We start from the raw sequence: 16,731 nt of genomic DNA, 5'->3' as shown, positions 1-16,731 counted from the left end.
CACCAATAAAGCCGCAACGCCGCAATCCGGGCACAAAAAGAGGGCCGCACGCCAACCACAATGGTGCGCACGGCGCACCCTACGGCTCGTATCAGCCCTACTCGCCCTGGATCTTGCTCAACAGGCTGCGCGCCAGCTGCACCGCCTCGCTGCGCTGGGTGATGGCGAGCTTCTGGTAGAGGCTGCGGATATGGGTCTTGATGGTGGTGGGTGCCACATTCAAATGTTCGGAAATCTGCTCGTTGGACAGCCCGGCGTGGATCAGGCTGAGCACCTGCCATTCGCGCCGGGTCAGTGGCGAGTGACGGATCAGCTCGGGCACGTCGGGACGATTGATGATGTCCTGGATCACCGCCTCGTCCAGGGTGATGCGAATCGCCCGGCTGAAATCGCGCTGCTGCTGGGCCAGCTGGATCAGGCGGTCGGCGCGCTGGCTTTCCAGTTCGTCCAGCTGGCGTTCGTGCTGCAATGCCTTGAGCATGCCGATCAGCGGCTTGCCCAGACGCAGGAAGCTGCCGATCGCCCCGGTGCTGCTGGCCAGGGTCAGCGCCTGGTGCAGATGATCGAGGGCCGTCTGGCGCTCCTCGCGTTGCCAGAACAGCTGGGCCTGGAGGATATGGTTGCGGTTCTGGTCCATCACCAGCTGGTGACGTTCGGCATCCACCTGCAACTGGCGCAGGATCGGGACGGCGCGCTCGCTCTGGTTCAGCGCCAGATAAGCCCGCACATGGTTGCGCGCATTGCCCTGGGCAAAGTGGTTGGCCCCGGGCTTGAGCGGCGGCGCGGTGCTCAACCACTGCTGGATGCTGTCCTTGTCCTGGGTCGAGTCCCAGTAGGTGAGCATTACCGCATGGGCATTGGCCAGCCAGTCGATATGGTAGTCGTCGCCGGCCAAGAGGCTCTGCAGCTTGCCGATATAGTCGGCGCACACGCTCTGCTGGCCGCGGGCGTGGGCGACCCGGGCGAGCAGCACATAACACTGCAGGAACCAGTGATCGCCCACCGCATCGAGGATCTCCAGGCCCTGCAGGGCGCACTGTTCCACCGCATCGAGGTGGTGCCATTCGAGCAGCACCTGGCCGCGCACGCGGTGAATGAATTCCATGATCGGGGTCACCGGCAGCTGTTCCTGCTCGATGTACTGCAGCGCCCGCTCCTGCAGGTTGTAGGCTTTCTGCAGATGGCCCTGGGCGATGGCGATCTCCGACAGCTGGCCGAGGCTCCACAACACCGGGTGCGAGGCATCGATCTGCTGCGCGCGGCGCACGGTTTCCTCGTGCTGCTGCTGGGCCTGCTGCAGCTCGCCCTGGACGAAGTGCGCCTCGGCCAGCACCGACATCGCCACGACCTTCGAGGTGCGCATGGTCAGCGGCTCGAAGGCCAGCGCCTCGCGGGCCAGGGCCATGGCCTGCTGCTGGTTGCCCTGGCAGATCGCCACCTGGGCGCGCACCGCCTTGTAGTCGGCCTCGATCCGCTGCCACTGCTCGGGGCTGTGCTGGTCCTTCTGCGCCGCTTCGCCAGCCTGCAACCAGCGCTCGACCTGCTCGCTCTGATACTGATTCTGCGTGGCCCAGGCCTGCAGCAGGGTGAACAGCGGCGAGGCGGCCACGCTGCTTTCCGGCAATACTTCCAGGCAACGCTGCAGCAGCGCCAAACGGCCCTGGCGATAGAACTGCCGACCATGGCTCTGCAGGATCTGGCCGACCCGCTGCGGGTCGCGGGCGAGTACCGCATGGCGCCCGGCCTCTTCCGCCATCTGCTCTTCCAGCAACGCCTCGGCCGCGCGCAGGTGCAGCTCGGCGATGCGCTGCGGCTGGTGGGTGCTCAGCTCGTTCTGCAGGAAACAGGCAAACAACGGGTGATAGGTGAACCACTGGCGCAAGCTGTCCACCGCCTGGATAAACAGGCCGGCACGTTCAAGGCGTTCGAGCATCTCGCGGCCGTTGCAGCTCTCGGTCAGGCGGTCGGCCAGGGCCGCGCTGAAGCGTTCCAGCAGGCAGGTGGCCTGGAGGAACTCCAGGGTCGCCGCGTCCAGGCCCGCGAGCACCTGTTCGCGCAGGTAGTCGCGGATATAGGGATGGCCGAGTTGCAGGCTCTCGAGGAACAGGTCCATGCCGCGCCCGGTCTGCACTTCCTGCTGAACCAACTGCAAGGCGCAGGGCCAGCCACCGATGCGCCGGTTGAGGCGCTCGACCTGCTCGCGGTTGATGGCGATCGGCAGGCCCAGCTCCAGCAGGCTCTGCACCTCGTCGTGCTCGAAGGCCAGTTGACTGGCATCCAGCGCCAGCAATTGCTGCTTGATGCGCAGTTCGGCGACGCCGAGATCGGGCAGGCCGCGGCTGCACACCAGCAGGGTCAGCCACTCCGGGCTGTTGCGCAGGAAGAAACGCAGTGCCGCGATCAGTTCGCGGTTGTGCAGCACCTCGAATTCGTCGAGCACCAGCAGCAGCGGTTGATGCTCAGCCGGCAACTCGGCGAGCAGGCGGGTGAACAGGCCGTCGAGGCCCTCCTCGCCGCGCTCGGCGCAGGCCAGGCTTTGCGCACAACCACCGTCGAGGCGGGCATGCAGGGCGTTGAGCAGGTAGCGGCCGAACTGGCGCGGATTGTTGTCCTTGTCATCCAGATTGACCCAGGCCACCGCACCGGCGAAGGCCGCCGCCCACTGGCTGGCCAGCACCGTCTTGCCGAAACCGCTGGGGGCCTGCAGCACCGCCAGGCGCACCTGGGGCAGGCGTTGCAGCCACTCATCGAAGCGCGGCCGGGCGAGCAGGCCGGGATGCAGGGCCGGTGCACAGAGCTTGGCCGGAATCAGCGGCAGCGGCTGAGCTGATGCAGCATTCATACAATCACTCCCGTCAATTGTCTTTGTATCGGGTAGCGGCAGATCTTACGCAACTTGCAGGCTCAAGCCTGCGCTATAAAACGACAAAACCGGCAAAACCCGATAGCGGGTATGCCGGTTGGTCAACCCCGTAGGGCGCGCATCGATAGATGCCGCGAGACCACAACCCGTAGGGTGCGCCGTGCGCACCAATTAGTGCCGCGACACCACAATCCGGGTGCAAGCAGGGCCAGGGTGCCAATCCCGATGGTGCGCACAGCCTAGCCGGCCCCACACACCCTACCCCTTCACCCCGCCCGCGGTCAGGCCGCCGACTATCCACTTCTGGCAGTAGAGGAACACCGCGGTGATCGGCAGGCCGGAGAGCACCGCGGCGGCGGCGAAGTCGCCCCATAGGTAGTTCTGCTCGTACAGGTACTGCTGGGCGCCGACCGACAGGGTGAGCTTGTCCACGTCCATCAGCAGCACCGAGGCGATCGGGTATTCGGTGATGCTGGTGATGAAGGCGAGGATGAACACCACCGCCAGGATCGGCACGCTCATCGGCAGCAGGATGTGCACGAAGGCCTGCCAGGTGGTGGCGCCGTCGACGATGGCGGCCTCCTCCAGGGAGGCGTCGATGCTCTCGAAGTAGCCCTTGATGGTCCAGATATGCAGGGCCATACCGCCCAACGAGGCGACTATCACCGCACCATGGCTGTTCACCCCGAGCCAGCCGGCGTACTGGCCGAGCTGGTCGAACAGGGCGTAGATCGCCACCAGCGACAGCACCGGCGGGAACATCTGGAAGATCAGCATACCCTTGAGGATCGGCCCCTTGCCGGCGAAGCGCATGCGCGCGAAGGCGTAGGCGCTGGTGGTCGACAGCATGAGGATCAGCGCCGAGCTGATGAAGGCGATCTTCAGCGAGTTCCACAGCCAGGTCAGCACCGGGAACGGCGGGTTGACCACGCTGCCGTCGGCCAGGGTGTAGGGAATGCCCAGGGCCAGCGACCAGTGTTCCAGGGTCGGCTGATCCGGCAGCAGGCTGCCGGTGGCGAAGTTGCCCTCGCGAAAGGAGATCGACACCACCATCAGCAGCGGAAACACGATCAGGCCGATGAAGCCGAGCAGGCCGAGGTGGGTCAGCCACAGGCGGTATTTCACGGATTTGGGTTGCACCATTGCCATCTGCGGATCCTCAGACTTTCACTTTCGACAGTTTCAGGTTTAGCCAGGCCATGCCGCCGACCACCAGGAAGATCAGGGTGGCGATGGCCGCCGCCAGGGCGAAGTTCTGCCCGGAGTCCTGGAAGGCGATGCGGTAGGTGTAGCTGACCAGCAGGTCGGTGGTGCCGGCCGGTGTGGTCGCGCCGATGATGTCCGGGCCGCCCCGGGTCAACAGGGTGATCAGGACGAAGTTGTTGAAGTTGAAGGCGAAGCTGGCGATCAGCAACGGTGCCAGCGGCTTGATCAGCAGCGGCAGGGTGATCTTCAGCAGGTTGTCCAGGGGCGTTGCGCCGTCCATCGCCGAGGCTTCGTAGAGGTCGCGCGGGATCGCCTGCAGCAGGCCCATGCACAGCAGCAGCATGTAGGGGTAGCCGAGCCAGGTGTTGACCAGCAGAATCATGCTGCGCGCCAGGGTCGGGTCGCTGAACCAGTCCGGGCGCACGCCGAACAGGCTGTCGAGCATCAGGTTGATCTCGCCGAAGTTCTGGTTGAACAGACCGCGGAACACCAGGATCGAGATAAAGGCCGGCACCGCATAGGGCAGGATCAGCATGACCCGGTAGAACGCCTTGCCGCCCACCAGGTCCCACTGCAGCAGGCTGGCCAGGACCAGGCCCAACGCCAGGGTGAAGAGCACAGTGAGACCGGCGAAAGCCACGGTCCAGACGAAGATCTCGAGGAAGGGGTCGCGAATGCTCGGCTCGCTCAGCACCCGGGCGAAGTTGCTCCAGCCGGCGTACACGGTAAAGCCCGGCGCCACCTTGCTGCCGTGGCTGTCGACATAGAAGCCGCTGCCCTGATCGGCCTCCAGCCGCTCATTGCTGCGGGTATTGAGCAAGTCGCCATTGTCCAGCAGGCGATACAGCGGCTTGACCGCCGCCACCTCGCGCAGGCCATAGAGGCGCAGCAACTCACCCTCGGCGCCGCGCAGCACCCACTGCTCCAGCTCGCTGCGGCGCTGGATCACCTCGCGCAGCGGCAGGGCTTCGGCCAGGCTCACGGCGCTTTCCGGCAGCAGTTCCAGCGGCTCGCTGACCAGCGGATCGCCCTGCAGTGGCGGCGAGACGAACACGCCCTGCTCGCCCTGATCCACCCGCAGGCGCAGCTCGCCGGCCTGATCCGGGTGCAGGCTGAAGGCGAAGCGCTCGCCGGCCAGATAGGTCTGATTGAGGTGATAACGCTGCACCTGCTCGAAACTGAGCAGGTTGGTCGCGCTGTAATTGGTAAAGCCGATGCCGACGGTGTACAGCAGCGGGAAGATCACGAACACCAACATGCCCGCCAGCGCCGGGTAGATGTAGCGGTGGGCATAGGCCTTCTTGTTGATGAACACGTAGCTGGCGATACCTGTGACCACCAGCCCGAGCAAGGCGAAGGCGATCTGCTGCTGGGCATAGAGCGCCACCACCAGATACAGCGCCAGAGCGTTGAACAGGCCCCAGACGGACCAGTGCAGGGTCTTGCGCAGCACCGGCAAGGAGAAAGACTTGGGCATGGCAGGGCTGGCCAGTTCGGCAGAAAGATTCATGATGGTCATCTAGTTATAGCCTCGCGGCGCGCCGCCGGTGGCGATCAGCCAACGGCGGCGCGGTCGTTACTTGACGATGCGCTTGGCAGCGTCATCCAGTGCGGCGTCCACGGTCTGACGGCCGGAGGTGATGTTGGTCAAGGCCGGCGCCATGGCCGACCAGAACGCCCCCATCTCCGGGACGTTGGGCATCGGCCGGCCCATGGCGGCGTTGTCGAAGGTCGCCTTGATCAGCGGATCCTTGGCCAGCTCGGCCATATAGGCCTTGTTCGGCACCGCCCCCAGGGGCACATCGGCATTGACCGTCTTCAGGCCCTCGACCTGCAACAGGTAGTTCTCGAGGAACTCCACGGCCAGAGCCTGGTTGGGGCTGGCGGCATTCAGAGTCGCGGCCATCACCCCGGTGAACGGCCGGCTGACCGCCTCGCCTACTGCGGGGATGGGGGCGACAGCAAACTCGATACCGCTCTTGTGGATGTTCGACCAGGCCCAGGGTCCGCTGATAAACATCGCCGACTCGCCCTTGTTGAAGGCGGCCTCGGCCACACTGTAGTCGGCGCCCTTGGGCATCACCCCGGCATCGATCAATTCCTTGAGTACGGCCGCGCCCTGCTTGGCGCCGGCGTTACTGACCCCGGTCTGGCTGACGTCGTAGCCGCCGTCCACGTCGGCGAAGGCAAAACCGCCGTTGGCCGCCAGCAGTGGCCAGGTGAAGTAGGTGTTGTTGTAGTCCCAGAGGATCGCGCGCTTGCCTGACTTGGCCAGCTCGGCGTTGAGCGCCAGCACCTCGTCGAAGGTTTTCGGCGGGGTCGGCACCAGGGCCTTGTTGTAGATCAGACCGATGGCTTCCACGGCCATGGGGTAGCCCCACAATTTGCCCTGGTAGGTCACCGCGTCCCAGGCGAAACCCTCGATGGCCTCCTTGCTCTTGGCACTCGGATTGATCGGCGAGATCAGCCCGCTCTGCGCCCACTCGCCGAAGCGGTCGTGGGCCCAGATGAAGATGTCCGGGCCGTTGCCGGTGGCGGCGGCCTGCTGGAACTTGTCGGTGGCGCTATCCGGGTGCGCCACTTCGACTTCGATCCCGGTATCCGCGGTGAACTTCTCACCGACCTCGGCCAGGCCTTTGTAGCCCTTGTCGCCATTGATCCAGATGACCAGCTTGCCTTCCTCGATGGCCGCCTGGGTCGGCAGCGGCAGGCTCAGGGTGGCGGCCAGGCCGATGGCGGCAGCACTAAACAGTTTTTTATTCATGGAGAAGTATCCTCGTGGCTTCTTATTGTTGATCCACAACCACTGCATGCCGGTGGATGGTCGCGCAGCCCTTGCATCGTCGGGCAGAACCGCACGCACCACATCCTCCTCCGGCGCAGCTCGCGAGGGCGTAGAGACGGGGGCGTAGTCTGCCAGCCACAGGGAAAATAAAGTATGCGCCCCGCCCTTTCTCAGCCTGCCGCAGCAGGCAAAAACGGACTTCAATGGCGGTTCAACCGTACTGGGAGAAGTCCATGCGCCGCTCGTCACTGCCGCTTGCCAGTCTGTTTCTCAGCCTGCTCAGCCCACTCGCCCTGGCCGCCCCGCAGGTGCAGGCCTGGCTCGACCGGCAGCCACTGCAGCTGCTCTGGCACAGCGAAGCCGAGCGGCGTTACCGCAGCGAACTGGAGCTGCAGGCCGGTCGGCTGGCCCTGCGCGGTCCCGCCGGTGCGCAGCCGGCACAACCCCTGGCGCTCTACCAGCGTCAGGCCTGGCAGGCCGACAGCCACCTGAGCCTGCAGGTGCCGGCAGCCGGGCGCTATCGCCTGCTGTTCCAGGACGGCGACAAAGCGCACCTGCGTCTGCTGCCGGTCAAAGCGCAAACCGCCGGCCAGGCCACCTGCACAGCTTGGCAGGGCCAGCCCCTGAGCGTCGACGTCAGCCGGGTATTCGCCGACGGGCAGCAGCTGCGCGATGCCTATAGCGGGCAAGTGGCGAGGGTCGAAGACGGCCATGTGCAGATGACTCCGGCGCCACACAGCGGCGGCCTGCTGTTGCTCGAAGCCGCCGCGGCGCAGGTGCAGCCGGTCCATGACTGGCGCAACGCCACCGTCTACTTCGCCCTCACCGACCGCTTCGCCAACGGCGACCCGGGCAACGACCACAGCTACGGTCGCCAGCCGGATGGCGAACAGGAGATCGGCACCTTCCACGGCGGCGACCTCAAGGGCCTGACCGGCCGGCTCGACTACCTGCAGCAGCTGGGCGTCAACGCCCTGTGGATCAGCGCACCCTATGAGCAGATCCACGGCTGGGTCGGCGGCGGCGATCAGGGCGACTTCCGCCATTACGGTTACCACGGCTACTACGCCCTGGACTTCACCCGCCTGGACGCCAATATGGGCAACGAGGACGACCTGCGCGAACTGATCGCCCAGGCCCACGCCCGCGGCATCCGCGTGCTATTCGATGTGGTGCTCAACCACCCCGGCTACTCGACCCTGGCCGACATGCAGCAACTCGGCTTCGGCGCCCTGCGCAATGGCATGGCCGCGTACCTGCCGCAACGCTGGAGCGAGTGGCGGCCAGAGGGCTACGAGAACCTGCACGCCTACCACAACCTGCTCGACTACCAGCACCCGGCCTGGAACCAGTGGTGGGGCAAGGACTGGTTGCGCGCCGGCATCGCCGACTACGATCAGCCGCCCAGCGTGCTGGTCGATCCGCTCAAGGGCTCGCTGGCGTTCCTGCCCGACTTCAAGACCGAGAGCCAGCAGGCCGTGGCGCTGCCGCCCTTGCTGCTGCGCAAGGCCGATACCCGCGCGGTGCCACGCGAGGGCTACCGGGTGCGCGACTACCTGGTGGAATGGCTGACCTTCTGGGTGCGCGAATTCGGCGTCGACGGCTTCCGCGCCGACACCGTCAAGCATGTCGAACTGGACAGCTGGGCGGCGCTGCGCCAGGCCGCCGACCAGGCCCGCGCCGACTGGTCGGCCGCCAACCCCCTTGATCCCATGAGCGGTAGCCCGTTCTGGATGGTCGGCGAGGTGTTCGGCCACGGCCCGCAGACCAACGTCTACCAGAGCAACGGCTTCGACGCCCTGATCAACTTCGCCTTCCAGGGCGAGCTGGCGGCCAAGGCCAGCAACTGCCTGAGCCAGGCCGATAGCGGCTACGACGAATACGCCGGGCTGCTGCAGGGCACGCCAGGACACAACTTCATGAGCTACGCCTCGTCCCACGACACCTCGCTGTTCTTCGCCGAACGGAACAACGATCTGGCGCGCCAACAGGGTCTGGCCGCAGCCCTGCTGCTCAGCCCCGGCGCGGTGCAGATCTACTACGGCGACGAAAGCGCCCGCCCCCTCGGGCCGAGCGGCTCCGACCCGCAGCAGGGCACCCGCTCGCCGATGAACTGGGATGCGCACAACCAGACGGAGATCGCCGCCCTGCTCGAACACTGGCGCACCCTCGGCCAGTTCCGCGCGCGCCACCCGGCGATCGGTGCCGGCAGCCACGAACGGTTATCCAGCCAACCCTACACCTTCGCCCGCCGCCTCGGCGACGACAAGGTGGTGATCGTTCAAGGCCCGTGAAAACCTTGGTGCGCACGGCGCACCCTACGATCACGCGAACCTCGTAGGGTGCGCTGTGCGCACCGCCCTTCCGACTCGGTACCCCTATGACCCCAGAACAACAACGCCAGCAAGCCCAACTGACCTTCGCCGCCAGCGGCGCGGACATCCAGGTCGGCCAAGCCGCCGGCTGCCCGCTGCCCATCGAACAACTGCTGCTGACCACGGCTGCCAGCCCCTGGGTGCGTCGCCACTTCGCCAGCGGCCTGACCGCCGAGGTCTACCAGATCGAGGCCGGCGGCAGGCTCTGGACGCTCAAGCGCGCGCGGGCGCAATGCAAGGTGCAGAACCTCAACGGCCAGACCTCCTTTCTCAACGAAGTGCAGCGCCGCGCCGAACTGCAGGCACTGAAACAGCAGCCGGCCTGGACTACGGCCCTGAGCGGGATAGTCGCCACCCAGTACGCCAGCTACCGCCAGGGCCTGCTGCTGTCGCCCTGGATCGCCGGCGAGGCCGTACAGGAGTGGGACGAACGCCGCCTGCTGCAGCTGTTCGCCAGCCTCTCGGCGCTGCTGCAACTGGGCTTCTTCGACTGGGACCTGTGCCCCGGCAACCTGCTCGACGACGGCCAGATCCGCCTGTTCGACTTCGGTTATATGTACCGCTTCGATCCCTTGCGCGCCTGCAACAGCAACGGCCTGCTGACCCCGCAGTGCCACGCCGCCGAACGCTTCGAAACCCGCAGCTACTACGCCTACCTACTCGACCTGGAACAACGCCGGGGCAGCGCCGCCGCCCTCAGCGCCCTGGAGCTGGAAAAACGCATCGCCCTGGAGTGCTACCAGCACCTGCGCCAGACCCTGGCCCGGCGCGGGGCAAGTCACAACGTATTGGCCTGGCTGGATGGCATTATCGGCGACTGGCAACAGGCCCTGCGCCACGACCTCGCCCGCCTCTACCTGCGCGAAGCCTGGCGCTCGCACTGGAGCGACCTGGACGACGACCTGCAGGGCCAGACCTGCACGCCCCTGACCCTGCAGCGCCTGGATTGGCTGACAGATTGCCTGGACGCTCAGGCTACAGAGTTGCAACGCCTGGACCTGCTGCAAGACAAGCCCGTGGCTGCCTGGCGGCAGCAGCTTGAGCAGGCACGGGAACAGGCCCTGGCCTGGCAGATCGGCGGTTAACCTGCGGAAGCATCGCCATCCCAGAACAGCGCAGCATTTCGTAGGGTGCGCCGTGCGCACCGCGACTTACGCGGTTATTCGCCACATACCTCTCCATCCAACGACAACAGCTTGATCGGTAGTTGGCCCGACAGATAAGCGTTTAACCCCGGTGCGCACGGCGCACCCTACGGGACTGTAAGGCGCAGCATTTCGTAGGATGCGCCATGCGCACCGCGGCTTGCACGATCACTCGCCGAACGCGCCCCTATCGTCGTCCCCCGCACCGCCCCAATCCGCCGGATAAACGCCCTCGCGCACCAGGCGGTGATAGCTCGACCAGGGCCAATCGACTACCCGTTCGACCAGGCCGTGGCGCACCGGATTCCAGTGCAGATAATCCAGGTGCCGACGGCAATCCTCGTCATCGCGGATGTGGTGTTCCCAGAAGCGCCGCTGCCACAGCCCAGACTCGCGGCGCAGGTGGCGGCTCAGGCTGACAGCGCCATCGCTGGGGAAAGCCTGGCTGGTCAACCGCTTGATCATCGACCAGCGCCGCCCAAAGTCGGCATCGCCCTCGGGCATCTGCCACAGGCAATGCAGATGATCGGGCAGCAGCACCCAGCCGCGGATGGCGAACGGATAACGCTGGCGCACCTGGACGATGGCCAGGCGCAGGGCCTCACGTAACCGCGGTTGGGTCAGCAGTGGCTGGCGCTGGTGGGTCACCAGGGTGAAGAAATAGCAGGCACCCGCATCCCGGGCGCGGCGGTAGTCGGACATTCCCTGTCTCCTCAACGTTGATCGCCCCGCAAGGATAGGCCATGGTGCGCACGGCGCACCCTACGCGGGAACATTCAGAGCTTGTGAACATATCGAGCGCCGTCGCGAGAGCACCTGCTGATGCGCGCAGCGCAGCCCCCATAATGGTCGCGCCGGATGCCGTAGGGTGCGCCATGCGCACCAAGCGTTGACCGCTCAGGTCAGGTAACGCCCGCACAGCGCCTGCTGCTCACCGACCATTTCGGCCTGGCGCACGCTGGTTTCGCTGATGCCGACGATGCGCTGCATATTGCCTTCGGCCACCCCGTGGATGTCGTGCATGCTGCGCGCCACCTCCTCGGTCGCCAGTTGCTGCTGGGCCGTGGCCTGGCTGATCTGCCGGGCCATGCCGGCGATAGCGCCGACCTGCTCGCGGATCCGTTGCATCACTCCGTCGGCCTGGCTGACCTGAGCCAGGTTGGCCTGCATGCGCTGGCGGCTCAGCTCCACCGATTGCACCGCCGCCTGGATGCCCTGGGCCAAGCGCTCGATGCGCAGCTGGATCTCGCCGGTGGAACTGGCGGTGCGCAGGGCCAGGTGGCGCACCTCGTCGGCGACCACGGCGAAACCACGGCCCTGCTCGCCGGCGCGGGCGGCCTCGATCGCGGCATTCAACGCGAGCAGGTTGGTCTGCTCGGCGATGCTGCGGATCACCGCGAGAATCTGGCCGATCTGCTCGCCGAACGCCTCGACCTGGGCGATCTCGCGCACGCTGCCCTGCAGCTGCTCGGCCAGCTCCTGGGTGCTGTCGATGGCGGCGGTCATGATCCGGCTGCCGCCGTTCACCGAGTCCTCGACAGCGGCGACCCGCTCGGCGCTGTCCCCGGCATGCCGGGCGACCTCGGCGAAGCTCGACTCCAGTTCGGTCAGGCTGGCGGCCAGGGTCGCGGTGCTCGCGCGCTGCTGCTCCAGGCCCTGGCGCGCGTCGGCGCAGGAGGCGGCGTTGCCGCGGGCAATCGCGTCCTGTTGGTCGGCGGCGCGGCCCAGCTGGGCCAGGGCGTCACGCAGGTTGCCGGCAACCCGATTGAGGTCGGCGGCGACCCGGCCGAACTCGTCGTTGTGGCGATACTCGCAGTGGCCGCGCAGGTCACCCTCGGCCAGCCGGTTCAGTGCACCGGACACCGCGCGCAGCGCCTGGCGCATGGTGCGGCTGAGCCAGATACCCATGCTCAGGGCGATGCCCAGCGACAGGGCAACGATCAGCAGCAGGCGCTCGAAGCCGTCCTGATAGGTGGCGCGGGCCTGGGCCAGTTGCTGCTGGGCATCGCGCTCGGCCGCCTGGATCAGCTGGCCGACCTGCCCGCGCAGCTGTTCCTGCAGCTCCTGCAACTGACGCTTGCGCTGGCGATTGCGCTGCTTGTCGGCCAGCCAGCCAGCGTAACGCGCCAGGGTGCCCTGACCGTCGAGCAGGATATTGGCCTCGATCTCGGCGAATTCGCCGAGGTAGGTATGGGCATAGTCGGTGCGGCTGTCCTGATGCGGCTTGAGGTCGTCGAGGACGTTGCCGAGCTTCTTGCGCAACGCCGGCAGGCGCTCCCTGACCTTGGCCTCGGCTTCTTGCAGGCGCTGCGGCGACGCGGTGCCGAGCGCATCGAAGATCAGCGCCTCGACCTGCTCCAGGGGAATGATGAACTGCTTGACCGAATAGGCCACGTAGTCGTCCTTGCTGGTGAACTGGACCCTGAGCAGGTCCTGCTTGAAGCGCGACAGTTGCAGTTGCAGGTCACGCAGCGCCACGGCAGTCGTATCGACCCGTTCCAGCAGCGCACGCTGGGCCCGCAACAACCCCCGGGCCTGGTCATCCAGTTGCCCCAGCAGTTGCTCCAGCGCCGCAAGCGCCGGGGCATCGGCGACCGGGCCCGAACCGCGCAGGTCGGCGAGCAGGCCGGCCGCCTGGGTGGCCCGGCGGCCATGTTCGGCGCCGAACTTGTCCAGGCTGGCGGCCTGATCGGCGGCCAGGGCATCGGCGAGGTTCTGGGTCAGCCCCTGCAGCACGCTGTAGAAATTCTGGCTGGCCTGCAGGCGTGTGGTGGTCTGTGCGAGGCGCTCGGTGTTGTCCCGCAGGTCGGCGATGGCGCCCAGGCTGCTGCCGCCGAGCAGCACCAGCAACAGGGTCAGCGCAGCGATCAGCAGGTACAGCCGCGGCAGGAAGCCGCAACGCAGGGTGGCAAGCCTGGTGGAGAACGGCATGGATGGCTCCGGTCGGGGTAATCGGGATAGAGGAGCGTCAGCCGCGCGGGTGGCGACTCGGCGACGTGGCGGCGCCAGGCAGGCGTGCCAGATCCACCACGAGAAGGGGCATGCCGAGCGCCCATAAGGGACCGGCTTCGGCGGCCTTGAACAGGTTGCTGCAAGGGTAGGCCAGCGGTGTCATCGCCAGGACCAGCCCGGCGCCGCGCAGGAATCGGTTCATCGTAATGCTCCATTGTTGTCGTTGTTGAGCGCATCCGATTGCGCGGCCGTGGTGCCGCGATGAAAGGCCGCACGGCCCGGATCGGCAACGCCAGCTTGCCGTCCCTGGCGCGCGCGTCCTACCTCCCCGCGATGGTTTTTTCGGGGCGTAGGGCGTCGGCGTAGAACCTGTCACTTCCGCAGTACTCCCGGCTAATCGCGCTACGCCCCCGGCACTCCTCCTTGAAAAAAATCGGCTGGGAGGATGTGCCACCCAACACCTTCCTCGACTCTTGAGCACAGCTGCCACCGAGTCCTGCTGCTCAGCACCCGGTCGCCTTACGCCTCCTTCGGCATGCAGCCATCCAGTCAGCGGCAACACCCAACAACAAAAAAAGGTCCCACGATGAACAAGATCCAACCTGCACAACTGTTCCGCCCCAGCGCCCTGCTCGCCGCCATGCTCCTGGCGACCCCGGCCCTGGCCGTGGACTTCCATGGCTACCTGCGTTCCGGCATCGGCGCCACCGCCGGTGGCGGCGACCAGGCCTGCTTCCAGGCCGCCGGCGCCCCGGCCAAGTACCGCCTGGGAAACGAGTGCGAGACCTATGCGGAGATCGGCCTGGGCCAGGAAGTCTGGAAGGAAGGCGAGCAGAGCTTCTACGTCGACAGCATGATCGCCTACGTCTCCGGCCAGGAGAACGACTGGGAAGCCACCGACAGCGAGGACAATCCGTTCGGCGACGGCACCAGCTCGATCCGCCAGTTCAACGTGCAGGGCAAGAACGTCCTGAGCATGCTGCCCGGCTCCACCCTGTGGGCCGGCAAGCGCTACTACCAGCGCCATGACGTGCACATCAACGACTACTACTACTGGGATGTCTCCGGCCCCGGTGCCGGTATCGAGAACATCGACCTGGGCTTTGCCAAGGCGCATGTCGCCTGGATGCGCAACACCGATGGCGACTGGGTCTACGATGGCGCCGGCGCCGGCACCAACGTGGCCAACGACACCTTCGACTTCCGTCTCAACGACATCGCCTTCAACACCGACGGCAAGCTGGAGTTCGGCTACGACTTCGGCAAGGCCAACCTGACCGACGAGCAGGAGAAAGACCCGGGTTTCAACGACAACAAGGGCCACATGGTCACCCTGGAGCACGTCCAGGGCAACTGGTTCGGCGGCTTCAACAAACTGGCCCTGCAGTACGGCACCGACGGCATCATCGGCTCCAGCGGGCGCAACACTACTGGCAACAGCGACGGCGACATGCAGCGCCTGGTCAACCAGGGCGTGGTGGCGCTCGGCGACAACATCGAAATGATGTATGTGCAGATCTACGAGAACAAGGACTTCGACAACGACTCCGGCCAGGAGTGGTTGTCCTTCGGCGTGCGCCCGGTCTACAAGTGGGACAACGTGATGAGCACCGCCCTGGAGTTCGGCTACGACCAGATCGACCCGCAAGCCGATGGCGCCGACACCGTCGACCTGAAGAAGATCACCCTGGCCCAGCAGTGGTCGGCCGGCAGCAGCTTCTGGGCACGCCCGCAGATCCGCGTGTTCGCCACCTACGCCATGTGGGACGGCGACAAGTACAACGCCGCCAGCGAGTCGGTCGAGGTCGGCGACGACAACGGCCTGACCTTTGGCGTACAGGCCGAAGCCTGGTGGTAACGCAATCCTGACCGTCCCGTAGGGTGCGCTATGCGCACCAGGTGCTCGCAGGCCAAGTGCCTATAGCCAATGGTGCGCACGGCGCACCCTACCTCCCGTTGCATCCGGGGGCTTTAGCCGGTCAATGCTTCAAACGCTGCTCCAGTAGTTTTTGCCCCGGACCTGCAACAGGCCGGGGCTCTTTTTCAAAGAGTTCGCCCACGCAGCACGCGCAACCGAGCGTAACTGATCGTGCACAGGACTCACAGGCGTGAACAGAATAAGAGGAACAACCATGCCGCACTTCAGAACAACCGCTATCGCACTGCTCGGACTGCTGCTGACAGGCTGCGCCGGCGACTCCCTGCGCCGTGTCGATGCCCTGAGCCAGACACCCGCGCCCCTCGATATTTCCCAGGATTCGGCGGTCGCAGCCCTCGCCGCGGCGCCGAACTGCTGCAGCGGTCTCGATACCCTGCCCTACACCCCGCTGGAACCCGGCTTCAGCGGCAACGTGGTGATCGATCGCCACGCCCCAGCCTTCGAGTTCAAGAGCGGCAAGAGCTTCTTCCGCGCGTTCAAACTGCCGCAAAACAGCCGCTCCTTCGAGATCCGCCTGTACAGCCAGGCCGGCGATAGCGTGCTGGCGCCTAACGCCATGCTGCTCGACGGCCGCTTCCACACCACCCGCCTGCTCGGCGTGGAAGACTTCCGCTATGTACCCGCCCAGGGCCTCAAGGGCGACAGCCTGGATGCCCGCGTGCGAGTGGACCGGCTGTACCTGGACAACCCCGGCAACGAGAACTATCTGGTGCTCTATACCAGCGCCGCGCAGATGGCTGGAAAAACCATCATCGAGCATCCGGCCAAGGCCTACGCCAAGGCCCGCGGCAACCAGCCGCCGAATATTCCCGACCTGGTCGCCAAGCACGTGCCGGAAGGCATCATCAAGCTGGTGCTGATCGAGGACCAGCCTGGTGGCCAGCAGGCCAACAGCTACGTGCCACCGCGCAGCATGGGCATGGAAATGGGCAACCAGCTGCCCAGCGTTCCTGCGCCGGCGGTGTTGCCGGAAACCCAGGCCTACTACCGCCAGGGCATCGATGCCGCCCTGGCCAATCAGGACCTGGAGCGCGCCCTGCGCCTGGCCGACGAAGCCGCCCGCATCGGCGACGACAGCGCCAAGGCCTACCTGCTCGAGCGTATCCAGATCAAGTAAGCAATCCTCTCCAGGGATGTATTTCGGGCGGCCACTGGCTAATGCCGATCAGTTAAGCCCTCTTGCTTGACCTTTGGCCGCAAGAAATCAAAATCCGATGCCAGTATTGGCATCGGATTTTTTTATGCGTCTCGCTCGGGCACTGGAACTCACCCACAACATCGCCTCCACTCCCAGCGCAATCGAGGGACTGGATGCCTTACTCGATCCTTCTTTGGTCGAGCAGGCACTCGAGCAGGCAGGTGTAGCGACCCTGCGCAAGCGGCGTTTGCCGCTGGAAATGATGCTCTGGTGCGTAATCGCCATGGCGTTTTTCCGGCGCATGTCGGCGTGGGATGTGGTCAGCCGC

The 16,731-nt window shown here is 65.9% G+C and carries 12 protein-coding genes and 1 pseudogene; 5 read left to right on the top strand and 8 right to left on the bottom strand.

Annotated features, from left to right (window positions below):
* Positions 1-97: 97 nt before the first annotated feature.
* From malT to malE, 4 genes are all read right to left on the bottom strand, one after another.
* A complete protein-coding gene (malT, locus tag BM315_RS06755; RefSeq protein WP_090499127.1) occupies positions 98-2,842 on the bottom strand; it encodes an HTH-type transcriptional regulator MalT in 2,745 nt (914 codons plus the stop codon).
* Positions 2,843-3,121: 279 nt separating this feature from the next.
* Positions 3,122-4,012 (bottom strand): maltose ABC transporter permease MalG, encoded by an 891-nt coding sequence (malG, locus tag BM315_RS06750; RefSeq protein WP_090499125.1) that lies wholly within the window; start codon positions 4,010-4,012, stop codon positions 3,122-3,124.
* A gap of 10 nt (positions 4,013-4,022) precedes the next feature.
* Entirely contained in the window at positions 4,023-5,579 is a 1,557-nt protein-coding gene (malF, locus tag BM315_RS06745; RefSeq protein WP_170862171.1) for a maltose ABC transporter permease MalF, read from the bottom strand.
* A gap of 66 nt (positions 5,580-5,645) precedes the next feature.
* Positions 5,646-6,833, bottom strand: coding sequence for a maltose/maltodextrin ABC transporter substrate-binding protein MalE (gene malE / locus BM315_RS06740; protein ID WP_090499121.1), 1,188 nt, complete (start codon positions 6,831-6,833; stop codon positions 5,646-5,648).
* Between the two features lie 254 nt (positions 6,834-7,087).
* On the opposite strand from malE, the gene BM315_RS06735 reads away from it, so the two are divergent.
* Complete coding sequence (locus tag BM315_RS06735) at positions 7,088-9,148, top strand: alpha-amylase (RefSeq protein WP_090499119.1); 2,061 nt, start codon at positions 7,088-7,090, stop codon at positions 9,146-9,148.
* Positions 9,149-9,234: 86 nt separating this feature from the next.
* The gene (locus BM315_RS06730; RefSeq protein ID WP_090499117.1) at positions 9,235-10,314 is read left to right on the top strand and encodes a protein kinase family protein; all 1,080 of its coding nucleotides are present in this window, start codon (positions 9,235-9,237) and stop codon (positions 10,312-10,314) included.
* A gap of 228 nt (positions 10,315-10,542) precedes the next feature.
* On the opposite strand, the gene BM315_RS06725 is transcribed toward BM315_RS06730, so the two are convergent.
* From BM315_RS06725 to BM315_RS06715, 4 genes and pseudogenes are all read right to left on the bottom strand, one after another.
* Entirely contained in the window at positions 10,543-11,076 is a 534-nt protein-coding gene (locus BM315_RS06725) for an REP-associated tyrosine transposase (RefSeq protein ID WP_090499115.1), read from the bottom strand.
* Positions 11,077-11,271: 195 nt separating this feature from the next.
* Positions 11,272-11,997 (bottom strand): methyl-accepting chemotaxis protein, encoded by a 726-nt coding sequence (locus tag BM315_RS25420; protein ID WP_425287772.1) that lies wholly within the window; start codon positions 11,995-11,997, stop codon positions 11,272-11,274.
* Positions 11,998-12,126: 129 nt separating this feature from the next.
* Positions 12,127-12,282 (bottom strand): annotated as a pseudogene (locus BM315_RS25415) (HAMP domain-containing protein); the annotation flags it as partial.
* Positions 12,283-13,342: 1,060 nt separating this feature from the next.
* Positions 13,343-13,528, bottom strand: coding sequence for a hypothetical protein (locus BM315_RS06715; protein ID WP_090499111.1), 186 nt, complete (start codon positions 13,526-13,528; stop codon positions 13,343-13,345).
* A 384-nt stretch (positions 13,529-13,912) separates the two neighbouring features.
* Here BM315_RS06715 and BM315_RS06710 point away from each other — a divergent pair, with 384 nt between their 5' ends.
* The 3 genes from BM315_RS06710 to BM315_RS06700 all read left to right on the top strand — a co-directional run.
* A complete protein-coding gene (locus tag BM315_RS06710) occupies positions 13,913-15,184 on the top strand; it encodes a maltoporin (RefSeq protein WP_090499110.1) in 1,272 nt (423 codons plus the stop codon).
* A gap of 274 nt (positions 15,185-15,458) precedes the next feature.
* A complete protein-coding gene (locus tag BM315_RS06705; RefSeq protein WP_090499108.1) occupies positions 15,459-16,382 on the top strand; it encodes a MalM family protein in 924 nt (307 codons plus the stop codon).
* Between the two features lie 124 nt (positions 16,383-16,506).
* Positions 16,507-16,731 (top strand): transposase domain-containing protein (locus tag BM315_RS06700; protein ID WP_170862170.1); only part of this gene is annotated, 225 nt, incomplete at its 3' end.

The organism is Pseudomonas borbori, assembly GCF_900115555.1.
Taxonomy (GTDB): domain Bacteria; phylum Pseudomonadota; class Gammaproteobacteria; order Pseudomonadales; family Pseudomonadaceae; genus Aquipseudomonas; species Aquipseudomonas borbori.
Note: the sequence above shows the minus strand (reverse complement) of the source record. Positions and strands in the feature narration are given on the sequence as shown.

Excerpts from the sequence above, each read along its gene's own strand:
- malT (WP_090499127.1), bottom strand. The coding sequence starts at position 2,842 with ATGAATGCTGCATCAGCTCAGCCGCTGCCGCTGATTCCGGCCAAGCTC.
- malG (WP_090499125.1), bottom strand. The coding sequence starts at position 4,012 with ATGGCAATGGTGCAACCCAAATCCGTGAAATACCGCCTGTGGCTGACC.
- malF (WP_170862171.1), bottom strand. The coding sequence starts at position 5,579 with ATGAATCTTTCTGCCGAACTGGCCAGCCCTGCCATGCCCAAGTCTTTC.
- malE (WP_090499121.1), bottom strand. The coding sequence starts at position 6,833 with ATGAATAAAAAACTGTTTAGTGCTGCCGCCATCGGCCTGGCCGCCACC.
- BM315_RS06735 (WP_090499119.1), top strand. The coding sequence starts at position 7,088 with ATGCGCCGCTCGTCACTGCCGCTTGCCAGTCTGTTTCTCAGCCTGCTC.
- BM315_RS06730 (WP_090499117.1), top strand. The coding sequence starts at position 9,235 with ATGACCCCAGAACAACAACGCCAGCAAGCCCAACTGACCTTCGCCGCC.
- BM315_RS06725 (WP_090499115.1), bottom strand. The coding sequence starts at position 11,076 with ATGTCCGACTACCGCCGCGCCCGGGATGCGGGTGCCTGCTATTTCTTC.
- BM315_RS06715 (WP_090499111.1), bottom strand. The coding sequence starts at position 13,528 with ATGAACCGATTCCTGCGCGGCGCCGGGCTGGTCCTGGCGATGACACCG.
- BM315_RS06710 (WP_090499110.1), top strand. The coding sequence starts at position 13,913 with ATGAACAAGATCCAACCTGCACAACTGTTCCGCCCCAGCGCCCTGCTC.
- BM315_RS06705 (WP_090499108.1), top strand. The coding sequence starts at position 15,459 with ATGCCGCACTTCAGAACAACCGCTATCGCACTGCTCGGACTGCTGCTG.